Genomic DNA, 18,722 nt, shown 5'->3' with positions numbered 1-18,722 from the left:
GCTAAAGCAAGCTCTTGAGCCTGATAGTTGCATCGCTAAGCAATTCGGCCGAGGGCGAGAGCCCGCGCTCGACCAGCATGCGCGCGAGCTTCATATCCTTCGCGATCGCGCTCGTGGCGCCGAAGCCGCTCGCGCCGACGAGCCGCCCGTTTGCATCGAAATGAAAGTCGATCGAACCGGCGTCTCCGAGCAGACGCTTGACCGTGCGCGCACCGAGCGACGGCTCGCCGGCCACTTGCAGTTGATGGTCGTATTGATCCGACCAGAACCAGGGCACATCTTCATAGACGGCCTTTGCGCCGAGCATGTTGCGTGCTGCGACGCGAGCCTGGGTCTCGGCGTTGTGCCACGTTTCCTGCCGGATCGGCGCGCCCGTGAAGCGACTCGGATGAATGGCGATGTCGCCCGCCGCGAAAACACCCTGCGCGGCCGTTTCGAGTTCGCCATTGACGATCACGCCGCGATTCACCGCAAGACCTGCTTCACGCGCGAGCTCGTCCGCCGGTTCGATCCCGATACCCACGATGATGCAATCAGCGATGATCGAATTGCCATCGGACAGCGAGACGCGAATCGCATCGTTCGCCATGCGTTCGATCGCAACCGGCGCGACGCCGACACGCACATCGACACCATGACGTTCATGCAGGCGTTGCACCTCGTGTGCGATAGCCGCCGGCACCGCCCGCCCGAGCAATCGCGAGGCGCCTTCGATCACGCACACAAGGCAACCCCGTTTGCGCGCGGATGCGGCGGCCTCCAGTCCGATGAAGCCGCCACCCACGATCAGCACGCGCGCGCCGGGTACGAGCCGCGAAGCGACGTGCGCTGCGTCGTCGAGCGTGCGCAATGTGCACACGCCTTCCGCATCCGCGCCAGCAATAGCGAGGCGGCGCGCATGACCACCCGTGGCCAAAAGCAGCGCTTGATACGCGACGCGGCTGTCATGCTCCAGGCGCACTTCGCGCCTGTCGGGGGCGATCGCTTCGACACGGCCGATCACATGCTCGATGCGATGCATCTGCCATGCATCGCGCGAGCACAACTGACAGTGCAACGCCTCGCGCTCGCCCGTCAGCAATTGCTTGGACAATGGCGGGCGCTCGTAGGGCAGATGCGCTTCCGCGCCGATCATCACGATGCGCCCTTGCCAGCCGAATTCGCGCAGCGCCAGCGCCGCGCGTCCGCCGACATGACCCGCGCCGACGATCACCATCGCGCGTTCGAGCGCTTCGTGAACCATGGCGTCAGACCTCGATGAAGATGCGGCCGCGCTCGACTTTCGCGGGATACGTCCGCAACTTTTCGCAGACCGGCGCGCACAGTGGCCGGCCGTCGCGGATGTCGAAGCGTCCGTTGTGCTTCGGGCATTCGATGACATGGTCCATCACGAACCCGTCGCTCAGATGGACTTGCTCGTGCGTGCAGAGGCCATCGCTGGCGTACACGGCATCGTTCACGCGGTAGATCGCGAAGGTATGCCCATCGTGATCGAAACGCATCACGTCTTCATCTTCGATATCGTCCGTCGCGGCTGCATCGATCCATTGCGTCATGAAACCGGTCTCCTTCGGTTATGCCTGCGTCGCGGCGGGCATCGGCCGCTCGACGTGATACGACGGATCGCGCGCCTGCCGCACGAGCGCCGGAATGATCTCCGCATAGGCCGCGACCGTGCTTGTGTAAGGCGGCGGCATATCGTGTTTCACTGCTTCGTGCAGGCGCGGCAACGCGTGATAGGGCACCATCGGAAACATATGATGTTCGACGTGATAGTTCATGTTCAGATAGAGAAAGCGAAACACGGGATTCATCATCACGGTGCGGCAGTTCTTGCGATGATCGAGCACATTCTCAGGCATGCCCGCGTGCTGCGTGAGGCCGAAGAAGAGATAGAGCCACGCGCCGTAGAGACTCGGCAAGCCGATATAAAGCAGCGGCAAGATCGAATGGAACACGAAACAAGCACCGATCACCACGGCATATATCGCGAGCGTCACACGCGCTTCCAGAATCACCTTCGGCCATTCCGACGCGGGCACGTAGGTCTTTTCCTCTTCGCCGATATTGCCGAACGCCGACGAAATGATCTTCGGCACTTCGCCTGCGGCGTGCTTTAGCGCGAACACGTTCAACGCGAGGCTCATCCAGTCCGTCGGCAGCGGCACAGCGATCTCGCGATCCCGCCCGACGACCAGCGTATCCGTGTGATGACGCGCGTGACTCCAGCGCCAGATCGTCGGACGGCGAAACACCTGAAACGACGCGACCTGATAGAGAACCTTGTTCATCCACGACGTCTTGAATGCGGTGCCGTGACCACTCTCGTGCCAGCGCGAATCCGCGGGGCCGCAATAGAGCGCGCCGTAAAGAAGAAACGCGGGAATTGCCCAGAGCGAATGCGCGCGCCACGCGAACCATGCAAGCACGCCGCTCGCGACGATCGACGCGTACCAGAGCAACGTGTCACGAATCGCGCGTGCGTCGCCGCGCTGCATCAGGCTCTTCATGACCGGACGCGGCACCGCGCACTTATACCAGTCCGCACTGACGAGACCGGCCGCTTTCGCGCGCTCCCCCGCGCCGCCGATCAACTGGTAATCGCGATAGCCTTCCCGCTCGGCCGCGCCTTGCGATTGCTCTGAATCCATCATGTCACCTCAAGCTATGATTGGAATCACATCATTTGTAGTCGTTGAATCGATGATAAAAGTGGATGCGTAGCTTGTGCAATGCTTGCTTGCATTTGCTATCTTTAGACATCATCGCGCGAGCTGATAACCCATCAATTACATCAAAGATGAGCAAGCGTCCCACACTTCAGTCAGTGGCCGAGGCCGCGGGCGTGAGTCCCGCAACCGTCGATCGGGTGTTCAACGGGCGCATCAGCGTGCGCGAGGGAACGGCGTTGCGCGTGATCGAAGCGGCCGAGCGCATCGGCTATCACGGCGCGGGATTGATGCGCGATCGCCTGCGCGCGCAACGCGGCGAGCGTCACGAGCGCTACACATTCGGGTTCTGTCTGCAGAAACGCGCGGACCCGTTCTATCAGACCTTTGCGCGCATCCTGACAGACGCAGCCGCGCGCCACGAACCCGAGCGTTGCGATGCCGTCATCGAATACATGGACGAACTGGATCCGGCTTCCATTGCACGCACGCTGCTATCGCTCGGCGAACAAGCGGATGCGCTCGGCGTGGTCGCGGTGGACCATCCGCATGTGACGGCCGCAATCGATACGCTTCACGGACAGGGCAAGCCGACGGTCACGCTGCTATCGGATCTGAGTGCGCCCCTGCGCGCGGGCTATATCGGCGTCGATCCGCGCAAGAGCGGACGCACGGCGGCGTGGGCCGTGAGCCGCCTCACGCGTCGCGACGAAGGCACAGTTGGCGTATTCGTCGGCACGCCGCGCTATCTCGGGCAGGAAAGCTGCGAGATCAGCTTTCGCTCGTACTTGCGCGAGCACGCGCCCGGGCTACGTGTACTCGATACGCAGATCAATCTCGAAGACAAACAACTCGCCTATGAAGCGACGCTTGCGATGCTCGCGCGTCATGCCGATCTCGCCGGGCTCTATATTCCCGGGGGCGGCGTGGGCGGCGTGATTCGCGCGCTGCGCGAGGAAGCAGCCGGGCGACGCATCGTGACCGTGTGCAGCGACCTGATGCCGGACCGGTATGAGGCGCTAGTCGAAGGTGTCATCGATCTCGTGATCGACACGCCGCTTCAGCGCATCGCGGAGACGGCCATTCAGGCCATGCTGCGAGCGTTGCAAGCGTTGCCGGGTGAAGCCGCGCAGGCGAGTCAGTATCCGCTGCCGGCGCAGCTGTATACGCCGGAGAACGTCTGAGCACGATCGAAGCCCTCATAGCCGGCTAATTCTTCGGACCTAGCCTCCTTACTGTGTTCGATTCACTCAAGGAGAACGATCATGAAGAAACTCGCAGCCGCCCTGCTCGCCGCTTCGGTCACGATGCCGATGCTTTGCTATGCGCAATCGCCCGCGCCATCCGCGCGTGCCAACGCAGAGGGCCAAAGCCGAAATGTGCAACAGTCGAATGATCACCATGCCGACTACGGAGCCAGCATGGACGGCGCCGCGCAAAGCGGCTGGGCCACGCAACCCTCGGCGCAGGCGCTCGGGCAATTCGTTTATAAGCATCGTTGACAGCAAGGAAGACGCAATCGCCGCGGAAACTCCGTAAAGCGTATTTTTTTCTTCTTTAGCAATCGTTGCACCGAAGACATAAGAAAAATGTGCAGTCCATTGATACAGTTGCTTGCATCATGAAACCGTTCGTCACACCTCCGCACTGAAGATGTCCCCGCGTGTGGTGAAGCGCACCGAGCCGCGCGCATCGACTCAGGACGATAACGTTTGCGAGTCATCGCGCGACGCCGATACGAAGCGAATCCGACGAAACCCGGCTTCACGTGGCCATTTTTCTACTAGTATGTCCCGGAGAACTTCATTTGCCTGCCTGCTACGAGGAGGTGAGTGTCATCCCTTCGTTGCTTTGACGGACTAGCATGCAAACACTTGGGGAACCCGCCCAGCGGAAACCGATCTACTAACGATTGTTCTATCGACATGCACATCAGGCCGGGACGTCCGGGGCCCGCCATATGACGTGACATGCTCCAACAATAATGCGTCGACAGCGCTTTCACGTGCGTAGCCCGAAGCGGCCGCCTCTGAACGCTTGCGTCGCGCCGGCATTCCGAACGGTTCTTTCCCGTCTCGTACGGTGATCGGGGCAGCCGCATCCATCAGACCAACTGCATGTCCTGTCGTGCCGCGACCGTTCAGCGGATCTGCGCCATTGCGCGCGGCGGCACAGCGGGACATCGACTACGGCTCTTCGCATCATGCGTGCGGAGAGACAGAGCCCAATCAATCGACGGAGAGCGTCATCCATGCCGTTTGAGAGTGACTCCTTGCGAGACACCAGTCCGCTGCTCAGCATCGTCGTGGCGGCTTATAACATCGAGGGATACATCGAGGAAGCGCTCGAATCCCTGCTGTCCCAACCTCATATCGATGCGATGAAGATCATCGTGGTCGATGACGGTTCTCGCGACGAGACCTATGCGGCGGCACGCACGATCGTCGAGCGCGATCGCGGCGTGCACATCGAATTGCTGCACCAGGAAAATGGCGGCCTGAGCGCCGCGCGCAATACCGGCCTCGCGGCGGTGCGCACGCCTTACGTCGGTTTCCTGGACGGCGACGATATCTATCTGAAGGGCTTTACCGAAGCGATGATTCCCGTGCTCGCCGAGCGCAAGTGGGATGTCGTGGAGTACAACGTCAAGATCATCGATGACGACGGGCGTGAGCTCGATGAAATCGAACTCGTCAACAATGCGACGAGTGGCGGTCATCCCATGGATCGCGCGGCCCTGCAGCATTTCGCCGACACGTTCCACACCTTCGCGTGGGCGCGTGTGTATCGCACCGATCTTTTCGACGCAGCGCCGTTTCCGGTAGGACGAAACTACGAAGACATGGCGCTCGTGCCTTCCACCTATCTTCGCGCGAGCAGCATCTATCGAATCCCCACGCCGCTGATCGGTTATCGCCGGCGCTTTGGCAGCATCACGCAAACGGCCAAGCTGCGTGACATGCAGAATCTGCGCGTCACGGGGCAAGAAGCGCTCGCGCGTTGCGACGGCGGCGAGATGGACGATTTCTGGCTCGCCGTCTTCGACAAGCTCTTTCACCGCGCCTGTCATGTTTGCGCGCGCGTCGATCGCGCCTCGTTCAAGCAGGCCTCCGAGACGCTCACTGCCATGGCCGTCGATCATCGGAAGATGCGCGAAAAGCTCACGGAGCGCAGCGGGCGCGAGGTCGTCGAACTGGCGCCTTTCGATCTGAACGTGCGCGCGGATCGCTCGATCCATTTCCTCAAAGGGCTAGTTAAAAAGGTCTTGCGTCGCAGTCTCGATCATCATCAGCGAGAGCGGCGGCCGAGCACGTCGAATCAGTTGAGCGGATAACGACGCCTATCTTTCACGCCTCTTCGATGGCTCGCAAGCTCATTCGCTTATAGGCATCGACGAGCAATGCGCCCTCGCCCCGCTTATGCGCGACGGCGAGGCGCATGGTTTCTTCGCCTAGCTGCCAGATCAGAAACGCGAGCGCGTTGACGCGCTTGCGGTCCGCGCGCGGCATCACGCGCCGGATCGCCGCCGCGAGCAATGCGCCGCACGCGCGGCTCTCCGCAATCTCGATGCTCATCAATTCCTTGTCCGATCGCAGCGCCGACGAAATGTCGCGCATCACGGGCTTTTCCAGCACCATTTGATAATACTGATCGACGAGCGAGGCGAACGCGCTCAGCAATTGCGCGCGGGTTTGCACGGCCTCGAACGCTTCGCGCACGCATCGGCGGCTCTCGGCGGCATAGCCTTCGGCAAGCGTGCGCACGATTGCGCGCTTGCCGGGAAAGTACTGATACAGCGAGCCGATCGATATCTCCGCCAGTTCGGCGATTTCGCTCATCTTCACGTGCTCGCTGCCCTTCTCCGCGATCGATCGCTGTGCGACTTTTAGAATGCGATCGAGGCGCTCGCGACTGCGCTGCTGCGCAGGCTGTCGACGCGCGACGCTTTCGTTCACTTTGGTCCGCGACGGTTTTTCCTGCATGGTGTTTCCTTTGCCGCGTGATTGCGTGCTTGAAAATTCTTGACAGTCGAATGTGAGTATCTATCATGTTTTAAACGTGAGCAACTCTCACGTTTAAACTCAGGAGGCCGTCATGGCTCATTCGCACTTCGACGCGGCGCCCATTCTCGTTCTGGGCGCTAACGGCAAGACGGGACGACGCGTGGCGGATCGGCTGCGCAAGCAAGGACTCGACGTTCGGGCGTGTGCGCGTTCCACGCAGCCTCGTTTCGACTGGAACGATCGCATGACATGGAGCGCGGCGCTCGAAGGCGTAAAGCGCGCCTACGTCACGTATCAGCCGGACCTCGCGATGCCCGGCGCGCTAGATACCGTCAACGCATTCTTCGACACGGCGCTGACAAGCGGCGTCGAACGTATCGTATTGCTATCGGGACGTGGCGAGGAGGAAGCGCAAGCTGCGGAAGCGGCGCTTCAACGCTCGGGCGCGCGCTGGACCATCCTGCGTTGCAGCTGGTTCATGCAGAACTTCAGCGAGAGCTTTTTGCTGGATTCGATCCGCGATGGCCGTCGCGGCGCTCACGCAGCCCGGACATGAAAACCGGCTCTACGAGCTCACCGGCGCTCGCGCGATAACTTTTGCCGAAGCGCTCGAAAGCATCGCGAAGGCGTCGGGACGTGAAGTGCGCCTCGCGCCCGTGTCGCCCGATGTATTTCGCGCTGGCCTGCTCGAAGCGGGCGTGTCGAAGCCTGAGATCGACTTGATCCTCTATCTCTTCACGACCGTGCTCGATGGCCGTAATGAAAAGCCCGCCGATGGGGTGTCCGCCGCCTTGCATCGCGAAGCCCGTTCCTTCGAAGACTATGCAATGCAAGCCGCGGCGAGCGGCGCATGGGATATATGACGCACGAAAGCCGTCATTATTTCGCGGTAGACTTGAGGCATGGAAAAATGTCCCTACTGTGAGCGAATCCGTGACGAATGGGACTGTCACGGACAAGAATGCCGCACCGCGATCTCCCGCGCGCTGCGCAGACAGCGCATGGGATTGCCGATGGTGCCGAAGATCATTCGCAACGAAATTCCGCCGGGCGCGTCGACCGGAGAAGTTATCGCGCAGTTATCGCGTCAACGCTTGCGCGCACGGCGTGCGAACGAAGAGCGCCGCGCACGCAAGGAAGCCGAAGACCTCGATCTATAGCAAAACGGCGCATCAAACGCGCGCGGGCGGATCGACATTCGATCCGCCGTCTTGCGCAAGCGAGCCTTGCTCGCGCCATGCGCGCCGCGATTCGCGCATCTTCGTAAGCGCCATGCGCGCGACCTTGAGCCAGCCATAAGGACGCGGATCGGCAACCATGCTGAGCGCGCGTGCATAGTCGAGCGTGAGGCCGGGCGTCCAGGCCATCGTCACCGCGCGCTTGCGCACCTGCGCCGCGACCCATAACTCCGGCGTCACGATCATCCTGCAAAGCGCGCCCCAACCTGCGCGCGAACCGTATAAGCGCCCCGCCGCGCCTTCGAGCGCCGCGTCGAGCGCGCGCGATACGCTGCTCGAACAGTTGCGATGCGTGAGGTTATACGTCGTATCCTCGCGATAGTTGCACCAGAAACTATCGAGGCGCGCCGGATCGTAATTGCGGATGCGCACACGCACCGTCGACGGACACCATGCCTTCGATTCGATCGCATAACTCGGTTGGAACACGCCCGGCACATCGTTCTCTCGCGTGGCGCGCAAAAGGCGCGCGAAGTCGTCGGGCGAACGGTCGATCTCCGCTGCGGGATAGAGACTCACATAGATGCCTTCCGGCGATTCGAGCGCCGCGTGGCCCGTCGAGATCACGCCGTTGCGATCCACCGCGGCGATATACCGATCGACGATCGGATGCCATTGCGTCTCGGTCTTCGACGAGCCCACCGGCGTCCACACGTGCACGGTAAGCGCCGGTTCGTCGTCGGCGGGCGGGCCGTCCCATTCGCTGACTTGCGATGCCGTCCGTGCGTTATCGTGTTCATTGCCCGCAACGCTCGCCGCTTCCGCGCTTGCATCGCCCCATACGGCCGGGTTGCTGGTCAGCTTGCGCACGCGGGTTCCGATCATGATCAGGTTCCATCCGGCGAACATGAAGAAGGCGCCGATGCAATACGGCACCGTGCCTTTGTAGTGCGTCGGATACGGCTGAATCATGAAGATGCCGAGCGCGATCTCGAAGAGTGCGAAGCCGAGCGCGACACGATAACGCCGGTAACGCACGACGAGTGCCGACGTCGCCTGCAACAGGCCGTCGAACAAAAACGCGAGACCGATCAGTATCGATAGAACGAAGTGGCCATGATGATTGCCTTCGAAGATCAACGCGGCCGTTAGAACGAACGCGATGCCCTTCGCATAGCGCAGTCGGCGCTGCCCGCCGACACCCGCCCACGCAACCGACAGCGTGAGCGCGCCCTCGATCAGCAGCAGCCAGCCGACGAACGCGATCGGAAAGCCTAGCGCGCCGTCGAGCGCGTCGATGAACACGCCGGTGCCTACGATGAGCAGCAACCAGCCCGTCACCGTCAGGCTGCGCCAGCGATTGCGCAAATAGTCCACGCCCAGCAGGATCATCATGAGCTTGACCATCGTTCTCTCGTTTCGATACGTGACGGTAAGTGCTCGTATGTTAGTGCAGTTGACGCAGAAAACCGTTTCGCACGACCGTTCGACGCGTAACGCCCCATCACGCACGCCAGCGTAACGACGAGCGCGCCGTGACATACTTGCCGCTGCCATCCCACGCCACGGAGAGCGCCATGTTCGAGCAATGCCGATGGATCAACGAGCCCGCGCAATGGCGCGTCGAAAACGACACGCTCATCGTCACCACCGACACGAACACCGATTTCTGGCGCAAGACACACTACGGCTTCGTGCGCGACAACGGCCACGTTTTCGCGGCGAGCGTGAATGGCGATTTCACCGCGGAAGTCGCGGTCGATGGAGATTTCTCCGCGCTGTACGATCAGGCGGGCCTGATGGTGCGCGAAAGCGCGCAACGCTGGATCAAGGCCGGCGCCGAATACAACGACGGCGCGCTCACGTTCAGCACCGTACTCACGAACGAGCTCTCCGACTGGTCGCCAGGCTCGCGTGCCAGCACCAACCGCTTCCGGCTTCGCATGACGATTGCGCAAGGCGTCCTGAAAGTGCAATGCAGCGCCGATGAACGCAGCTGGACCCTCATGCGTCTCGCGCCTTTTCCGTCGAGCGATGCGAACGCGCGATGGCTCGTCGGCCCGATGTGCTGCACGCCCGAGCGCGGCGGTCTTACGGTCTCTTTCTCGGACTTCAGGATCGGACCGCCCATCGTCAAGGACCTGCACGACATCTCGATGTAGCTCCGCGTACCGGACTCGGTAAAAACACTCATTTGCTCCCATCGGCCGCGCTTCCTAATATTTTGAAACGTTTCAGAATATCGACGACATCGCGCCTTGGACTCAAGAAAAAAACCGGCCAGCACGTTGAAGGACGTTGCCAACGCGGCGGGCGTCTCGCTCGGCACCGCGTCGAAGGTCATGGCGGGCGCGCAAGGCGTGAGCCCCGCGCGGCGTCAGCAGGTGTGGGACGCGGCGCGCCAGCTCGGCTATCGGCGCAACAGCCTCGCGGCGGAGTTGCGCAGCAGCCGCTCCACATCCATCGGTTTCGTCGTGCCCGATCTGACCAACTCGTTCTTCATCGAGTTGCTGTGCGTGGTCGAGGATCAAGCGCTCGCGAGCGGTTATCGGCTGCTGCTCGCGCACGCGCAGGAAGATCCCGAGCGCGAGGCCGAACGCATCCGCTTCGTGCTCTCGCGGCAAGTGGCGGGCATGATCATCATTCCCTGCCACGGCTACGATCACGCGATAGAAGAATTGCGCGAATGCGATGTTCCGCTCGTCATGGCCGATCGCGTCGACAACAGCTTTCCCGCCAACACCGTCACCACCGATAGCCGACGCGCCGCGAGCGACGGCACCGATCATCTGATCGCGCTCGGCCACGAGCGCATTACGTTCATCGTCAACGCGCTCGATCTCGTGAACAGTCGCGAACGCGCGGACGGCTATCTCGACGCGATGAAGCGCGCGGGTCTCGCGCGTCATGCGCGCGTCGTGGTGTGCGGCATGACGGATACGGAGAGCCACGCGGCCACGCTCGGGCTGTTGTCGGAACGCGAGCGCCCTACCGCGCTTTTCACGGGCGCGAACGTCGCGACGCTCGGCGCGCTGCGCGCGATACGCGACGCCGAATTGCGCCTGCCCGATGACGTTTCCCTGCTTTCTTTCGACGGCGCACCGTGGATGTCGGTGCTGCATCCGCGCATCAGCTCGATTCATCAGCCGGTGGAAGCCGTGGGACGCGCGATCTGGCAACTGCTGCATAAACAGTTGCAAGGCGAATCGTCGGAGCCGGTGCATCTGCGCATGAAAGCGGATTTGCGCGTGCGCGAAAGCACCGCGCCGCCGCACAAGGCGACGGGCGCGGCGCAGCAAAACGCCGGACGCACGCGCAAGCGGGCCGCTCTCGCGGATCGCTGAGGGCGCGCTATAACGTTTTATTTTTTCGAAGGTGAGAACCAGCAAGAGCAACGGCACCGCTCAAAACCAGACCCGAAGCTGGCAACCAAAACAGGAGAGACGACAATGGACAGCAAACGACGCATCATCACCGCGAGTCTCATCGCCGCACCGCTGGCCGGCGCGCTCGGCACGTTATCGGCGCTCATCGCACAACCGGCGTTCGCGCAGCAGAAGAAATACCGCTTCGGGTTCTCGCAGGTCACGACCGTCGAGCCGTGGCGCGTGCAGTTCAACAAGGACATGAAGGCCGAGGCCGCGAAGCATACCGAGGTCGAGCTGATCATTGCCGATGCAGGCGATCGCACCGACAAGCAGAACGCCGACATGGAGAACTTCATCGCGCAGAAGATGGACGCAATCTTCATCTCGCCCAAGGAGTCGGCGGGACTCACTGGCGTCGTCGAAAAGGCCTTTAAAGCAGGCATTCCCGTGTTCGTGCTCGATCGTGAAGTGAACGGCGATCAGTTCACGCAGTTCATCGGCGGGGACAATGTGCAGATCGGACAGGAAGCGGGCAACTTCATCGTCAAGCTGACGGGCGGACCGGGCAAGGCGCAAGGCAATCTCGTCGAGATCTGGGGCGGCTTCGGCGCGCAGCCCGCGCACGACCGGCACGACGGCGCGGACAAGGCCATCGGCAAGGAAAAGGGCATCAAGCGCGTGGGCGAGCGCGTCGATTGCGACTGGAAGCAGGACAAGGCCTACGACTACATGAAGACCGTGCTGCGCGTGCAGCCCAAGATCGACGTGGTCTACGCGCACAACGATCCGATGGCCTATGGCGCGTATCTCGCCGCGAAGGACGCGGGCCGCGAGAAGAGCATCAAGTTCGTGGGCATTGACGGTCTGCCGCAGGAAGGCGCGACGTGGGTCGAGCAGGGCCTGCTCGCGGGCACGTTCATGTATCCGACGCCGGGCGCGGAAGGCATTCGCCAGTCGCTTAAGGTGCTTCACGGCGACAAGGTGCCGAAGAAGGTCACGCTGCCGACGCAAGGCATCTTCGTGGACAACGCGAAGCAATACATCGCGAGCCACTGAACGATGGCATCCGCGACCGCGCCGCTCATCGAAGCCGCGGGCCTGTCGATCTCGTTCAACGGCAGCGCCGCGCTATCGGCCGTCGATTTCGATGTCGCCGCGGGCGAGGTGCACGCGCTCGTCGGCGAGAACGGCGCGGGCAAGTCGAGCCTGATGAAGATTCTGGGCGGCCTCTATTCGCCCGACGCGGGCAGCATTCGCGTGCGCGGCGAGCCGATCCGCATGACGAGCGTGAACGACGCGACGCGCGCGGGCGTCGCGATCATTCATCAGGAACTGAATCTCGTCGATACGCTGTCCGCCGTCGACAACATCTTTCTCGGCAAGGAAATACGCACGCGCATGGGCTTTCCCGACCGTCGCGCGATGCGTGCCGCGGCCGCCAGCGTGCTCGCGCAACTGGGCTTTCGCTTGCCGCCGGAGACGCTCGTCGGCACGCTGCGTGTCGGCGAGAAGCAGCTCGTCGAGATCGCGAAGGCGTTGCTCGCGGATGCGCGCGTGCTCATCATGGACGAGCCGACGTCCGCGCTGTCCGATACCGAAACGCATGCCCTGCTCGCGCTCACGAAGGACTTGCGCGCGCGCGGCATCGGCATCGTGCTCATCAGTCATCGTCTGGGCGAAGTGTTCGCGGTCGCCGATCGCGTGACTGTATTGCGCGATGGAAGACGCATCGCGACCTTGCAGATGCGGCAAGTGGAATCGTCGCAAGCGCTCGTTTCGATGATGATCGGAAAGGACTTCGCGCCGCCCGAGCGCACCGAGGCCGAAGCGCCGCAAGAGCGCCCGCTCGCGGTGGACGTGCGCGGCCTCACGTTGTCCGGAGCGGCGCGCGCGCTCGTATCCGATGTGTCGTTCGCGGTGCAGCAAGGCGAAGTGTTCGGCATCTCGGGACTGCTCGGCGCGGGCAAGACGGAAATACTGGAGGCGATCTTCGGTGTGTCGCGGTATCGGCGCGATGGCGAAATACGCGTGGCGGGCCATGCGCGCACCATCGATTCGCCCGATCGCGCTGCCGCCGCCGGACTCGCATTCGTGACCGAGGATCGCAAGAAGGACGGGCTCGTGCTCGATCAATCGCTCGAAGCGAATCTGGTCTTGCCGTCGCTATCCCGCGCGCCGGGGTTTCCGTTCTATCGGCGCGCACGCATGCATGCGTGGGCGAGCGCTCAGGCGCGCGCATCGAACGTGAAGCATCGCAACCTCGCGCCGGACGCGAGCACGTTGTCGGGCGGCAATCAGCAGAAGCTCATCATCGGCAAATGGCTGATGACGAAGCCGCGCATTCTGCTTCTCGACGAACCCACGCGCGGCGTCGATGTCGCTGCGAAGGCCGAGATCTATCGGCAAATACTCGCGGCCGCGCGCGATGGCGTGACGGTGATCGTGGCGAGTTCGGAGATCGACGAGCTGATGCTGTTGTCCGACCGCATTCTCGTGATGTGCGAAGGACGCGCGCGCGGCGTGCTGACGCGCGGGCAATTTTCGGGTGATGTGCTCATCAAGATGGCGTCGCCCTGAAGCAAGAACCGGAGACTCGCATCATGCTTCAAGCGCAGGACCAACTCGCCGAGCACGGAGCCAATGCCCGCCAGCGACACCTGAGCACGTTCCTCACGTATCTGAAGTATTACCTGGGGCTCATCGTGCTGCTCGTGGTGGGCGCGCTCACGTCGCCGCATTCGGCCGATGGCGCGAACATCTTTCTGTCGAGCGTGAATATCTCCGACGTGTTTCGCCAGGTCGCGAACGTCGGCGTGATTTCCATCGGCATGACGCTCGTCATCATCACGGCGGGCATCGATCTGTCGGTCGGCGCGATCATGGGCCTCGGCAGCGTGCTCACCGCGATGCTGCTCACGACAGATGGCTGGAATCGCGCGACATATGCATCGCTCGTGCTGGATGCGCTCGCCGTATTCGCGATCGTGTTCGCCGCGCTCGGCGTCGCGCGCGGCATCATGCGCGCCCGCAATACGCACACTACGCAGACTACGCAGTCTACGCAGACCGTGCGCGTCGCGGACCGTGCACCCGTCGGCATGCAAGTGTTCATCGCGGCGATCGTCGCGGCGCTGGCGTGCGCGTATATCGCGCTGCACGGCGGGCATCGCATGCCCTTGCTCGCCGTGATGTGGATCGTGCCGCTCGCGGGCTTCACGCTCGGCGCATTGAACGGCTGGATCATCACGCGCGGACGCATGCAGCCCTTCATCGTGACGCTCGCCGCGATGGTCGGCGTGCTCGGCGCGGCACGCCTGATCGCGGGCCAGGACACGGCGGTCTACTCGATCTATAGCGGCACCAACGCGACGACCGATATCGAAGCATTGCGCGCGCTGCTCTTCAGCGTCGTGCCGGTGCCCGCGCTCTTCTTTCTCGTGATCGCCGTGATCGTCGGCTTCGTGATGAACCGTACCGTGTTCGGCAAGTATCTGTACGCAATAGGCGGCAACGAGAAATGCGCGGTCGTGTCGGGACTCGATGTCGCGCGTCACAAGATGGCCGCTTATGCGATTTCGGGGCTGCTGTCGGCGCTCGTCGGCGTGCTTTACGCGGCGCAGTACCGGCAAGGCAAGGCGGATGCCGGCATGGGCTGGGAACTCGACGCGATCGCCGCCGTGGTGATCGGCGGCACGAGCCTTTCGGGTGGCGTCGGACGTGTGTCGGGCACGGTCGCCGGTGTGCTGATCTTCGGCTTTCTGAGCAACATCCTGTTGCTCAACGATATCGACAGCAATACGCAACTCGTGTTGAAGGGCTTGATTATCGTGATCGCCGTGTTCCTGCAACAGACCGACGTGGGCAAGCACGGATGGTTCAGGCGCTTCGGCGCGAAGAAGTAATCAAGTTTCCAAATCGATACCGCGCGCGCGCAACTGCCGCATGCCGCTCGCGAGATGCGCCCGTGCGCTCTCGGCGTCGCCCGCGCGCATCTGCTCATACGTGCGCTGCGCAATCTCGTGCGGCACCGGCTTGAGCGGCCGGTTCGCGCTCATCGCGCGCAATTGCACTTCGGCCGCGCGCTCCAGATAGTAGAGATCGTCCCATGCCTCGGCGATAGTTGCGCCTGCAACCATCACGCCGTGATTCTTGAGGAACAGGATATCGGCATCGCCCATCGTGCGAGCGATGCGATCGCCTTCGGTATCGTCGAGTGCCAGGCCGTTGTAGTGCTCGTCGACCGCCGTGCGGCCATAGAACTTAAGCGACATTTGTCCGAGCCACAAGAGCGGCGGCCCATCGAGCAGGCATAACGCGGTCGCGTTCGGCATATGCGTATGGAAGGCCGCCTTCACGCGCGGCATCAGTTTGTGCACGCGCGCGTGGATGTAGAACGCGGTCGCTTCGGGCGCGCCTTCGCCGCCGATCACGTTGCCGTTGAAATCGCAGATCAACAGACGCGACGCCGTGATCTCGCTGAACGCATAGCCATACGGATTCACGAAGAACAGATCGTCGTGCCCCGGAACGATCGCCGAAAAATGATTGCATACGCCTTCTTCGAATCCATGCAACGCCGCGAGCCGAAAACAGGCGGCAAGCTGTCGCCGCGCTTCGGCAATCTCGGGCGCGTCGAGCTTGACTGAAACGGACGCGACGCGTTGCGCGCCGCCGGAAAGCGTATGTGCCATATGAGCGTGCCTTTATCGTTTGCCCGACCGGAAAGTCGAGGATAATCGAACGGCTGGACGAATAATGTACGAACAAAAGAAATGCAGCGGGACTGGCGCTTCCGGCGCGAAGTATGACGCGTTTATGTCGTGTCTCTTAGCAGAAACGCTTATTTGAACTCCGAGTTCTGGCATGGTAAAACTCTATGCCGCTCGACATTCGAAGCGCATCTTTAACGTAATCCGTCTGAATAGGGTTTGGAAAAATGGCAACAGGTACCGTGAAGTGGTTCAACGATGCAAAGGGTTTTGGTTTCATCACGCCGGACGACGGCGGTGAAGACCTGTTTGCGCATTTCTCCGAAATCCAGTCCAAGGGTTTCAAGTCGCTCCAGGAGAATCAAAAGGTGAGCTTCGAAGTCAAGCAAGGCCCGAAGGGCAAGCAAGCTTCGACGATCCAGCCGCTGTAAGTTCTGCGCTATCGCCTCAGGCACGAAACGGCCCGTACGGGCCGTTTTGCATTGGTGTTCCGGCAATTCATCTACCGAATGGTCGGATTGACGCAGTGCGCAATCGTCACTGGCCGAGCACGCTTTATATTCGAATAAATCAGTAGAATACGTGCTGCATTTACACGGCCGTGCTTATTCTCGGCAACGCGAAATTCTTTCCTCTGATTCATGTGAACTCGGCAAGCAATCGGAAAAAATGCCGCCATTTAGTTCGGCGCAAAACAATATCGTTGCTCGTCTCCCTCTCGTTCCTCACTTGCGGTGCGCACGCGCAATCGTTCGCGGCCAGTCAAAAAGCGGCGCGTTTTGTCGCGGAGATCGTGATGAACGACTTTCGCACGGCCCAGGCGGGCGGCGGTTATGTCTTCTCCTACGATAGACGCGAAACCGAAGCCTCCCTTTCCGCGAGGCTCGACCGCTGGTTTTCGGGCGCCGACCCAGAGGCCATCGTCATGGAGCCAGCGGAAAAGCAGGCGCTCTTCGGCTTTTACTGGGCCGCGAGCATGATGCCTGCGAATTCGCCGTGCTTCCGCGACATCGCCGATCCCGCCTGTGGCGCCGATCTGTCGAAGTGGATGGCGCGCGAACTCGACGACGATCCGCGCTTCATCCGGGCCTACGAGTCCGCGAGAAAGCCGCTCGGCCTGCCGCCAATCGAACGCAGCGCGCACTGAGCGGCAGGCGCGCGCGATGTGTTTCGCCGCGCCCGTTGAACCGAAAACACGCGGTTCGGACGCGTTTTATCGATGCGGGTTTCGGCGGCCCGGGCACGTCTTCATCGCGCATTGCGTACAGCAACGCGATCTTCGCCGCGACACTCGCGAGCAGCGAAAGCGCGCCAATGGTCTCTAGCAAGGCGGGAATCATGATGGTCTCCCTGGAGGTCGGCGCGCTTACGTCCATCATCGGTGCGAGAGCATCGGCCCGTAAGTCTTCACGAAGAATGCAATCGTGATGCCGGCGCTGACGAACAAGGTGCCCATGCGAATCCACTGCGGCGGCGCGCGGCGGCCGATCTGCGCGCCGCCGTATCCGCCTGCGATCGCCGCAAGCAGCATCGCAATCGTCTCCGGCCAGCGCACGGCTTGCGCCGCCGCGAAGGTCAGCACCGCGACCGAGTTGGCCGCGCTCACGAGCAGCGTGCGCGGCGCGTTCAGGCTTTTCAGGTCGCGCGAATCGAGCAATCCCCAGACGGCCATCATCATGATGCCGACCGCGCCGCCGAAATAGCCGCCATACACGCCGAGCGCGAACTGGATCGACAGGACCGCAGCCACGCCGATATGCCAGCGCCGCCGCAACATCTCGCCGAGCTTGCGGCCGAACGCAAGCGTGAAGCTAGCGCACAAAAGCAGCCACGGCAGCACGAAGGAAAACGTTCTGGACGAAGTGGACAGCAACAACGCCGCGCCGACGAAACCGCCGATGAGCGTCGTCACGAGCATCTTGCGGATCGACACCGAGCCGACCGGACCCAGCCCGTCGCGATAGGCCCACGCGCTCACCACGCCGCCCGGAAAGAGCGCGACGGTGCTCGAAGCGTTCGCCTGAACCGGTGGCAAGCCGGCTGCGATCATCGCGGGAAGGCTCACGAACGAGCCGCCGCCGGCCAGCGCATTCATCGCGCCCGCAAGAAAACCGGCGCCGATAACGAGAATAAAGGGTTCCATTCGACAGATGCTAACGACGCCGCACGCCGCTTACAATCTGGCATTTCCAATGCGAGGCTTCGGCAAAACCGAAGGATGCGCGATGCGTTTCGATCTGACCGACATGCGGCTTTTCCTGACCGTGACCGAGCGCGGCAGCATCACGGCGGGCGCGCAGGCGATGCATCTCGCGCTGGCTTCGGCGAGCGAGCGCATCGCGGGAATGGAGGCCGCACTCGGCGCGCCGTTGCTGGAGCGCAACCGGCGCGGCGTGCAGGCGACCGCCGCGGGCGATGCCTTCGTGCGCCACGCGCGCGCGATTCTCGGCCAGGTCGAGCAAATGCGCGGCGAACTGCGCTCGTTCGCAACCGGCTTGAAAGGCCGCATCCGGATGATGTCCAACACGGCGGCGCTGGCCGCCTTTCTCCCGCCGAGGCTTTCACGTTTTCTCGCCGCGTATCCGGACCTTTCGATCGATCTCGACGAACGCCCGAGCGTCGAGATCGTGCAGGCGCTCGCGGAAAGCCGCGCGGATCTCGGCGTCGTTTCGGACGCGGCCGACCTTGGACGGCTGGAGACGCATCTGCTCGCGCAGGATCAACTGGTGGTCGTGGCGCACCGCGCGCATCGAATTGCGGGAGAAAGCGCGGTGGCGTTCGCGGAGATCGTGGG

The 18,722-nt window shown here is 62.3% G+C and carries 21 protein-coding genes; 14 read left to right on the top strand and 7 right to left on the bottom strand.

The annotated features are described in order from the left end of the window. Window position 1: 1 nt before the first annotated feature. The 3 genes from AWB82_RS12675 to AWB82_RS12665 are packed head-to-tail and all read right to left on the bottom strand — an operon-like array spanning window position 2 to window position 2,654. Window positions 2–1,243: an NAD(P)/FAD-dependent oxidoreductase gene (locus AWB82_RS12675; protein ID WP_086967495.1), complete on the bottom strand. Its 1,242-nt coding sequence runs from the start codon at window positions 1,241–1,243 to the stop codon at window positions 2–4. 4 nt (window positions 1,244–1,247) lie between these two features. Then, on the bottom strand, window positions 1,248–1,556 hold the full coding sequence (locus AWB82_RS12670) for a non-heme iron oxygenase ferredoxin subunit (protein WP_086967493.1): 309 nt from the start codon (window positions 1,554–1,556) through the stop codon (window positions 1,248–1,250). 18 nt (window positions 1,557–1,574) lie between these two features. Then, window positions 1,575–2,654 carry a fatty acid desaturase family protein gene (locus tag AWB82_RS12665; RefSeq protein ID WP_086967491.1) on the bottom strand — a complete coding sequence of 360 codons (1,080 nt, stop codon included), beginning with the start codon at window positions 2,652–2,654 and terminating at the stop codon, window positions 1,575–1,577. 146 nt (window positions 2,655–2,800) lie between these two features. Here AWB82_RS12665 and AWB82_RS12660 point away from each other — a divergent pair, with 146 nt between their 5' ends. From AWB82_RS12660 to AWB82_RS12650, 3 genes are all read left to right on the top strand, one after another. Continuing rightward, window positions 2,801–3,853, top strand: coding sequence for a LacI family DNA-binding transcriptional regulator (locus AWB82_RS12660; RefSeq protein ID WP_086967489.1), 1,053 nt, complete (start codon window positions 2,801–2,803; stop codon window positions 3,851–3,853). An 81-nt stretch (window positions 3,854–3,934) separates the two neighbouring features. Next, window positions 3,935–4,171 carry a hypothetical protein gene (locus AWB82_RS12655; protein ID WP_086967487.1) on the top strand — a complete coding sequence of 79 codons (237 nt, stop codon included), beginning with the start codon at window positions 3,935–3,937 and terminating at the stop codon, window positions 4,169–4,171. A 749-nt stretch (window positions 4,172–4,920) separates the two neighbouring features. Continuing rightward, entirely contained in the window at window positions 4,921–6,003 is a 1,083-nt protein-coding gene (locus AWB82_RS12650; RefSeq protein WP_086967485.1) for a glycosyltransferase family 2 protein, read from the top strand. Window positions 6,004–6,016: 13 nt separating this feature from the next. Here AWB82_RS12650 and AWB82_RS12645 read toward each other — a convergent pair whose 3' ends face one another. Next, entirely contained in the window at window positions 6,017–6,652 is a 636-nt protein-coding gene (locus AWB82_RS12645) for a TetR family transcriptional regulator (protein ID WP_086967483.1), read from the bottom strand. Window positions 6,653–6,764: 112 nt separating this feature from the next. Here AWB82_RS12645 and AWB82_RS38965 point away from each other — a divergent pair, with 112 nt between their 5' ends. Genes AWB82_RS38965 through AWB82_RS12635 form a run of 3 tightly spaced genes read left to right on the top strand, consistent with a single transcriptional unit; the run spans window position 6,765 to window position 7,833 of the window. Then, window positions 6,765–7,229 (top strand): SDR family oxidoreductase, encoded by a 465-nt coding sequence (locus AWB82_RS38965; RefSeq protein ID WP_327344662.1) that lies wholly within the window; start codon window positions 6,765–6,767, stop codon window positions 7,227–7,229. Then, window positions 7,195–7,536, top strand: coding sequence for a Rossmann-fold NAD(P)-binding domain-containing protein (locus tag AWB82_RS38960; RefSeq protein ID WP_327344660.1), 342 nt, complete (start codon window positions 7,195–7,197; stop codon window positions 7,534–7,536). The genes AWB82_RS38965 and AWB82_RS38960 overlap by 35 nt, the downstream gene beginning before the upstream one ends. 39 nt (window positions 7,537–7,575) lie before the next feature. Beyond that, window positions 7,576–7,833, top strand: a complete 258-nt coding sequence (locus tag AWB82_RS12635) for a hypothetical protein (RefSeq protein WP_086967481.1) — start codon at window positions 7,576–7,578, stop codon at window positions 7,831–7,833. 12 nt (window positions 7,834–7,845) lie between these two features. On the opposite strand, the gene AWB82_RS12630 is transcribed toward AWB82_RS12635, so the two are convergent. After that, entirely contained in the window at window positions 7,846–9,258 is a 1,413-nt protein-coding gene (locus AWB82_RS12630; RefSeq protein WP_086967479.1) for an HdeD family acid-resistance protein, read from the bottom strand. Window positions 9,259–9,428: 170 nt separating this feature from the next. On the opposite strand from AWB82_RS12630, the gene AWB82_RS12625 reads away from it, so the two are divergent. From AWB82_RS12625 to AWB82_RS12605, 5 genes are all read left to right on the top strand, one after another. Next, entirely contained in the window at window positions 9,429–10,013 is a 585-nt protein-coding gene (locus AWB82_RS12625; protein ID WP_086967478.1) for a DUF1349 domain-containing protein, read from the top strand. Between the two features lie 96 nt (window positions 10,014–10,109). Beyond that, on the top strand, window positions 10,110–11,195 hold the full coding sequence (locus tag AWB82_RS12620) for a LacI family DNA-binding transcriptional regulator (RefSeq protein ID WP_086967477.1): 1,086 nt from the start codon (window positions 10,110–10,112) through the stop codon (window positions 11,193–11,195). Window positions 11,196–11,300: 105 nt separating this feature from the next. Further along, window positions 11,301–12,275: a substrate-binding domain-containing protein gene (locus tag AWB82_RS12615; protein ID WP_086967476.1), complete on the top strand. Its 975-nt coding sequence runs from the start codon at window positions 11,301–11,303 to the stop codon at window positions 12,273–12,275. Between the two features lie 3 nt (window positions 12,276–12,278). Beyond that, window positions 12,279–13,796, top strand: a complete 1,518-nt coding sequence (locus AWB82_RS12610) for a sugar ABC transporter ATP-binding protein (protein WP_086967475.1) — start codon at window positions 12,279–12,281, stop codon at window positions 13,794–13,796. 23 nt (window positions 13,797–13,819) lie between these two features. Further along, entirely contained in the window at window positions 13,820–15,121 is a 1,302-nt protein-coding gene (locus AWB82_RS12605) for an ABC transporter permease (protein ID WP_086967474.1), read from the top strand. Here AWB82_RS12605 and AWB82_RS12600 read toward each other — a convergent pair whose 3' ends face one another. Then, window positions 15,122–15,910: an aldolase gene (locus tag AWB82_RS12600; RefSeq protein ID WP_086967473.1), complete on the bottom strand. Its 789-nt coding sequence runs from the start codon at window positions 15,908–15,910 to the stop codon at window positions 15,122–15,124. A 245-nt stretch (window positions 15,911–16,155) separates the two neighbouring features. Here AWB82_RS12600 and AWB82_RS12595 point away from each other — a divergent pair, with 245 nt between their 5' ends. Then, complete coding sequence (locus tag AWB82_RS12595; protein ID WP_008347993.1) at window positions 16,156–16,359, top strand: cold-shock protein; 204 nt, start codon at window positions 16,156–16,158, stop codon at window positions 16,357–16,359. Between the two features lie 365 nt (window positions 16,360–16,724). Then, window positions 16,725–17,075, top strand: coding sequence for a hypothetical protein (locus AWB82_RS12590; protein WP_235023269.1), 351 nt, complete (start codon window positions 16,725–16,727; stop codon window positions 17,073–17,075). Between the two features lie 228 nt (window positions 17,076–17,303). Here the strand turns inward: AWB82_RS12590 and AWB82_RS12585 are convergent, their stop codons facing one another. Then, window positions 17,304–18,071: a sulfite exporter TauE/SafE family protein gene (locus AWB82_RS12585; RefSeq protein WP_086967472.1), complete on the bottom strand. Its 768-nt coding sequence runs from the start codon at window positions 18,069–18,071 to the stop codon at window positions 17,304–17,306. 82 nt (window positions 18,072–18,153) lie between these two features. On the opposite strand from AWB82_RS12585, the gene AWB82_RS12580 reads away from it, so the two are divergent. Next, window positions 18,154–18,722, top strand: a 569-nt coding sequence (locus AWB82_RS12580) for a LysR family transcriptional regulator (RefSeq protein ID WP_143756709.1), incomplete at its 3' end; no start/stop codon positions are given.

It is taken from the genome of Caballeronia glebae (assembly GCF_001545035.1).
Taxonomy (GTDB): domain Bacteria; phylum Pseudomonadota; class Gammaproteobacteria; order Burkholderiales; family Burkholderiaceae; genus Caballeronia; species Caballeronia glebae.
The sequence above is the reverse complement of the archived record's forward strand: the minus strand, read 5'-3'. Positions and strand labels throughout refer to the sequence as shown.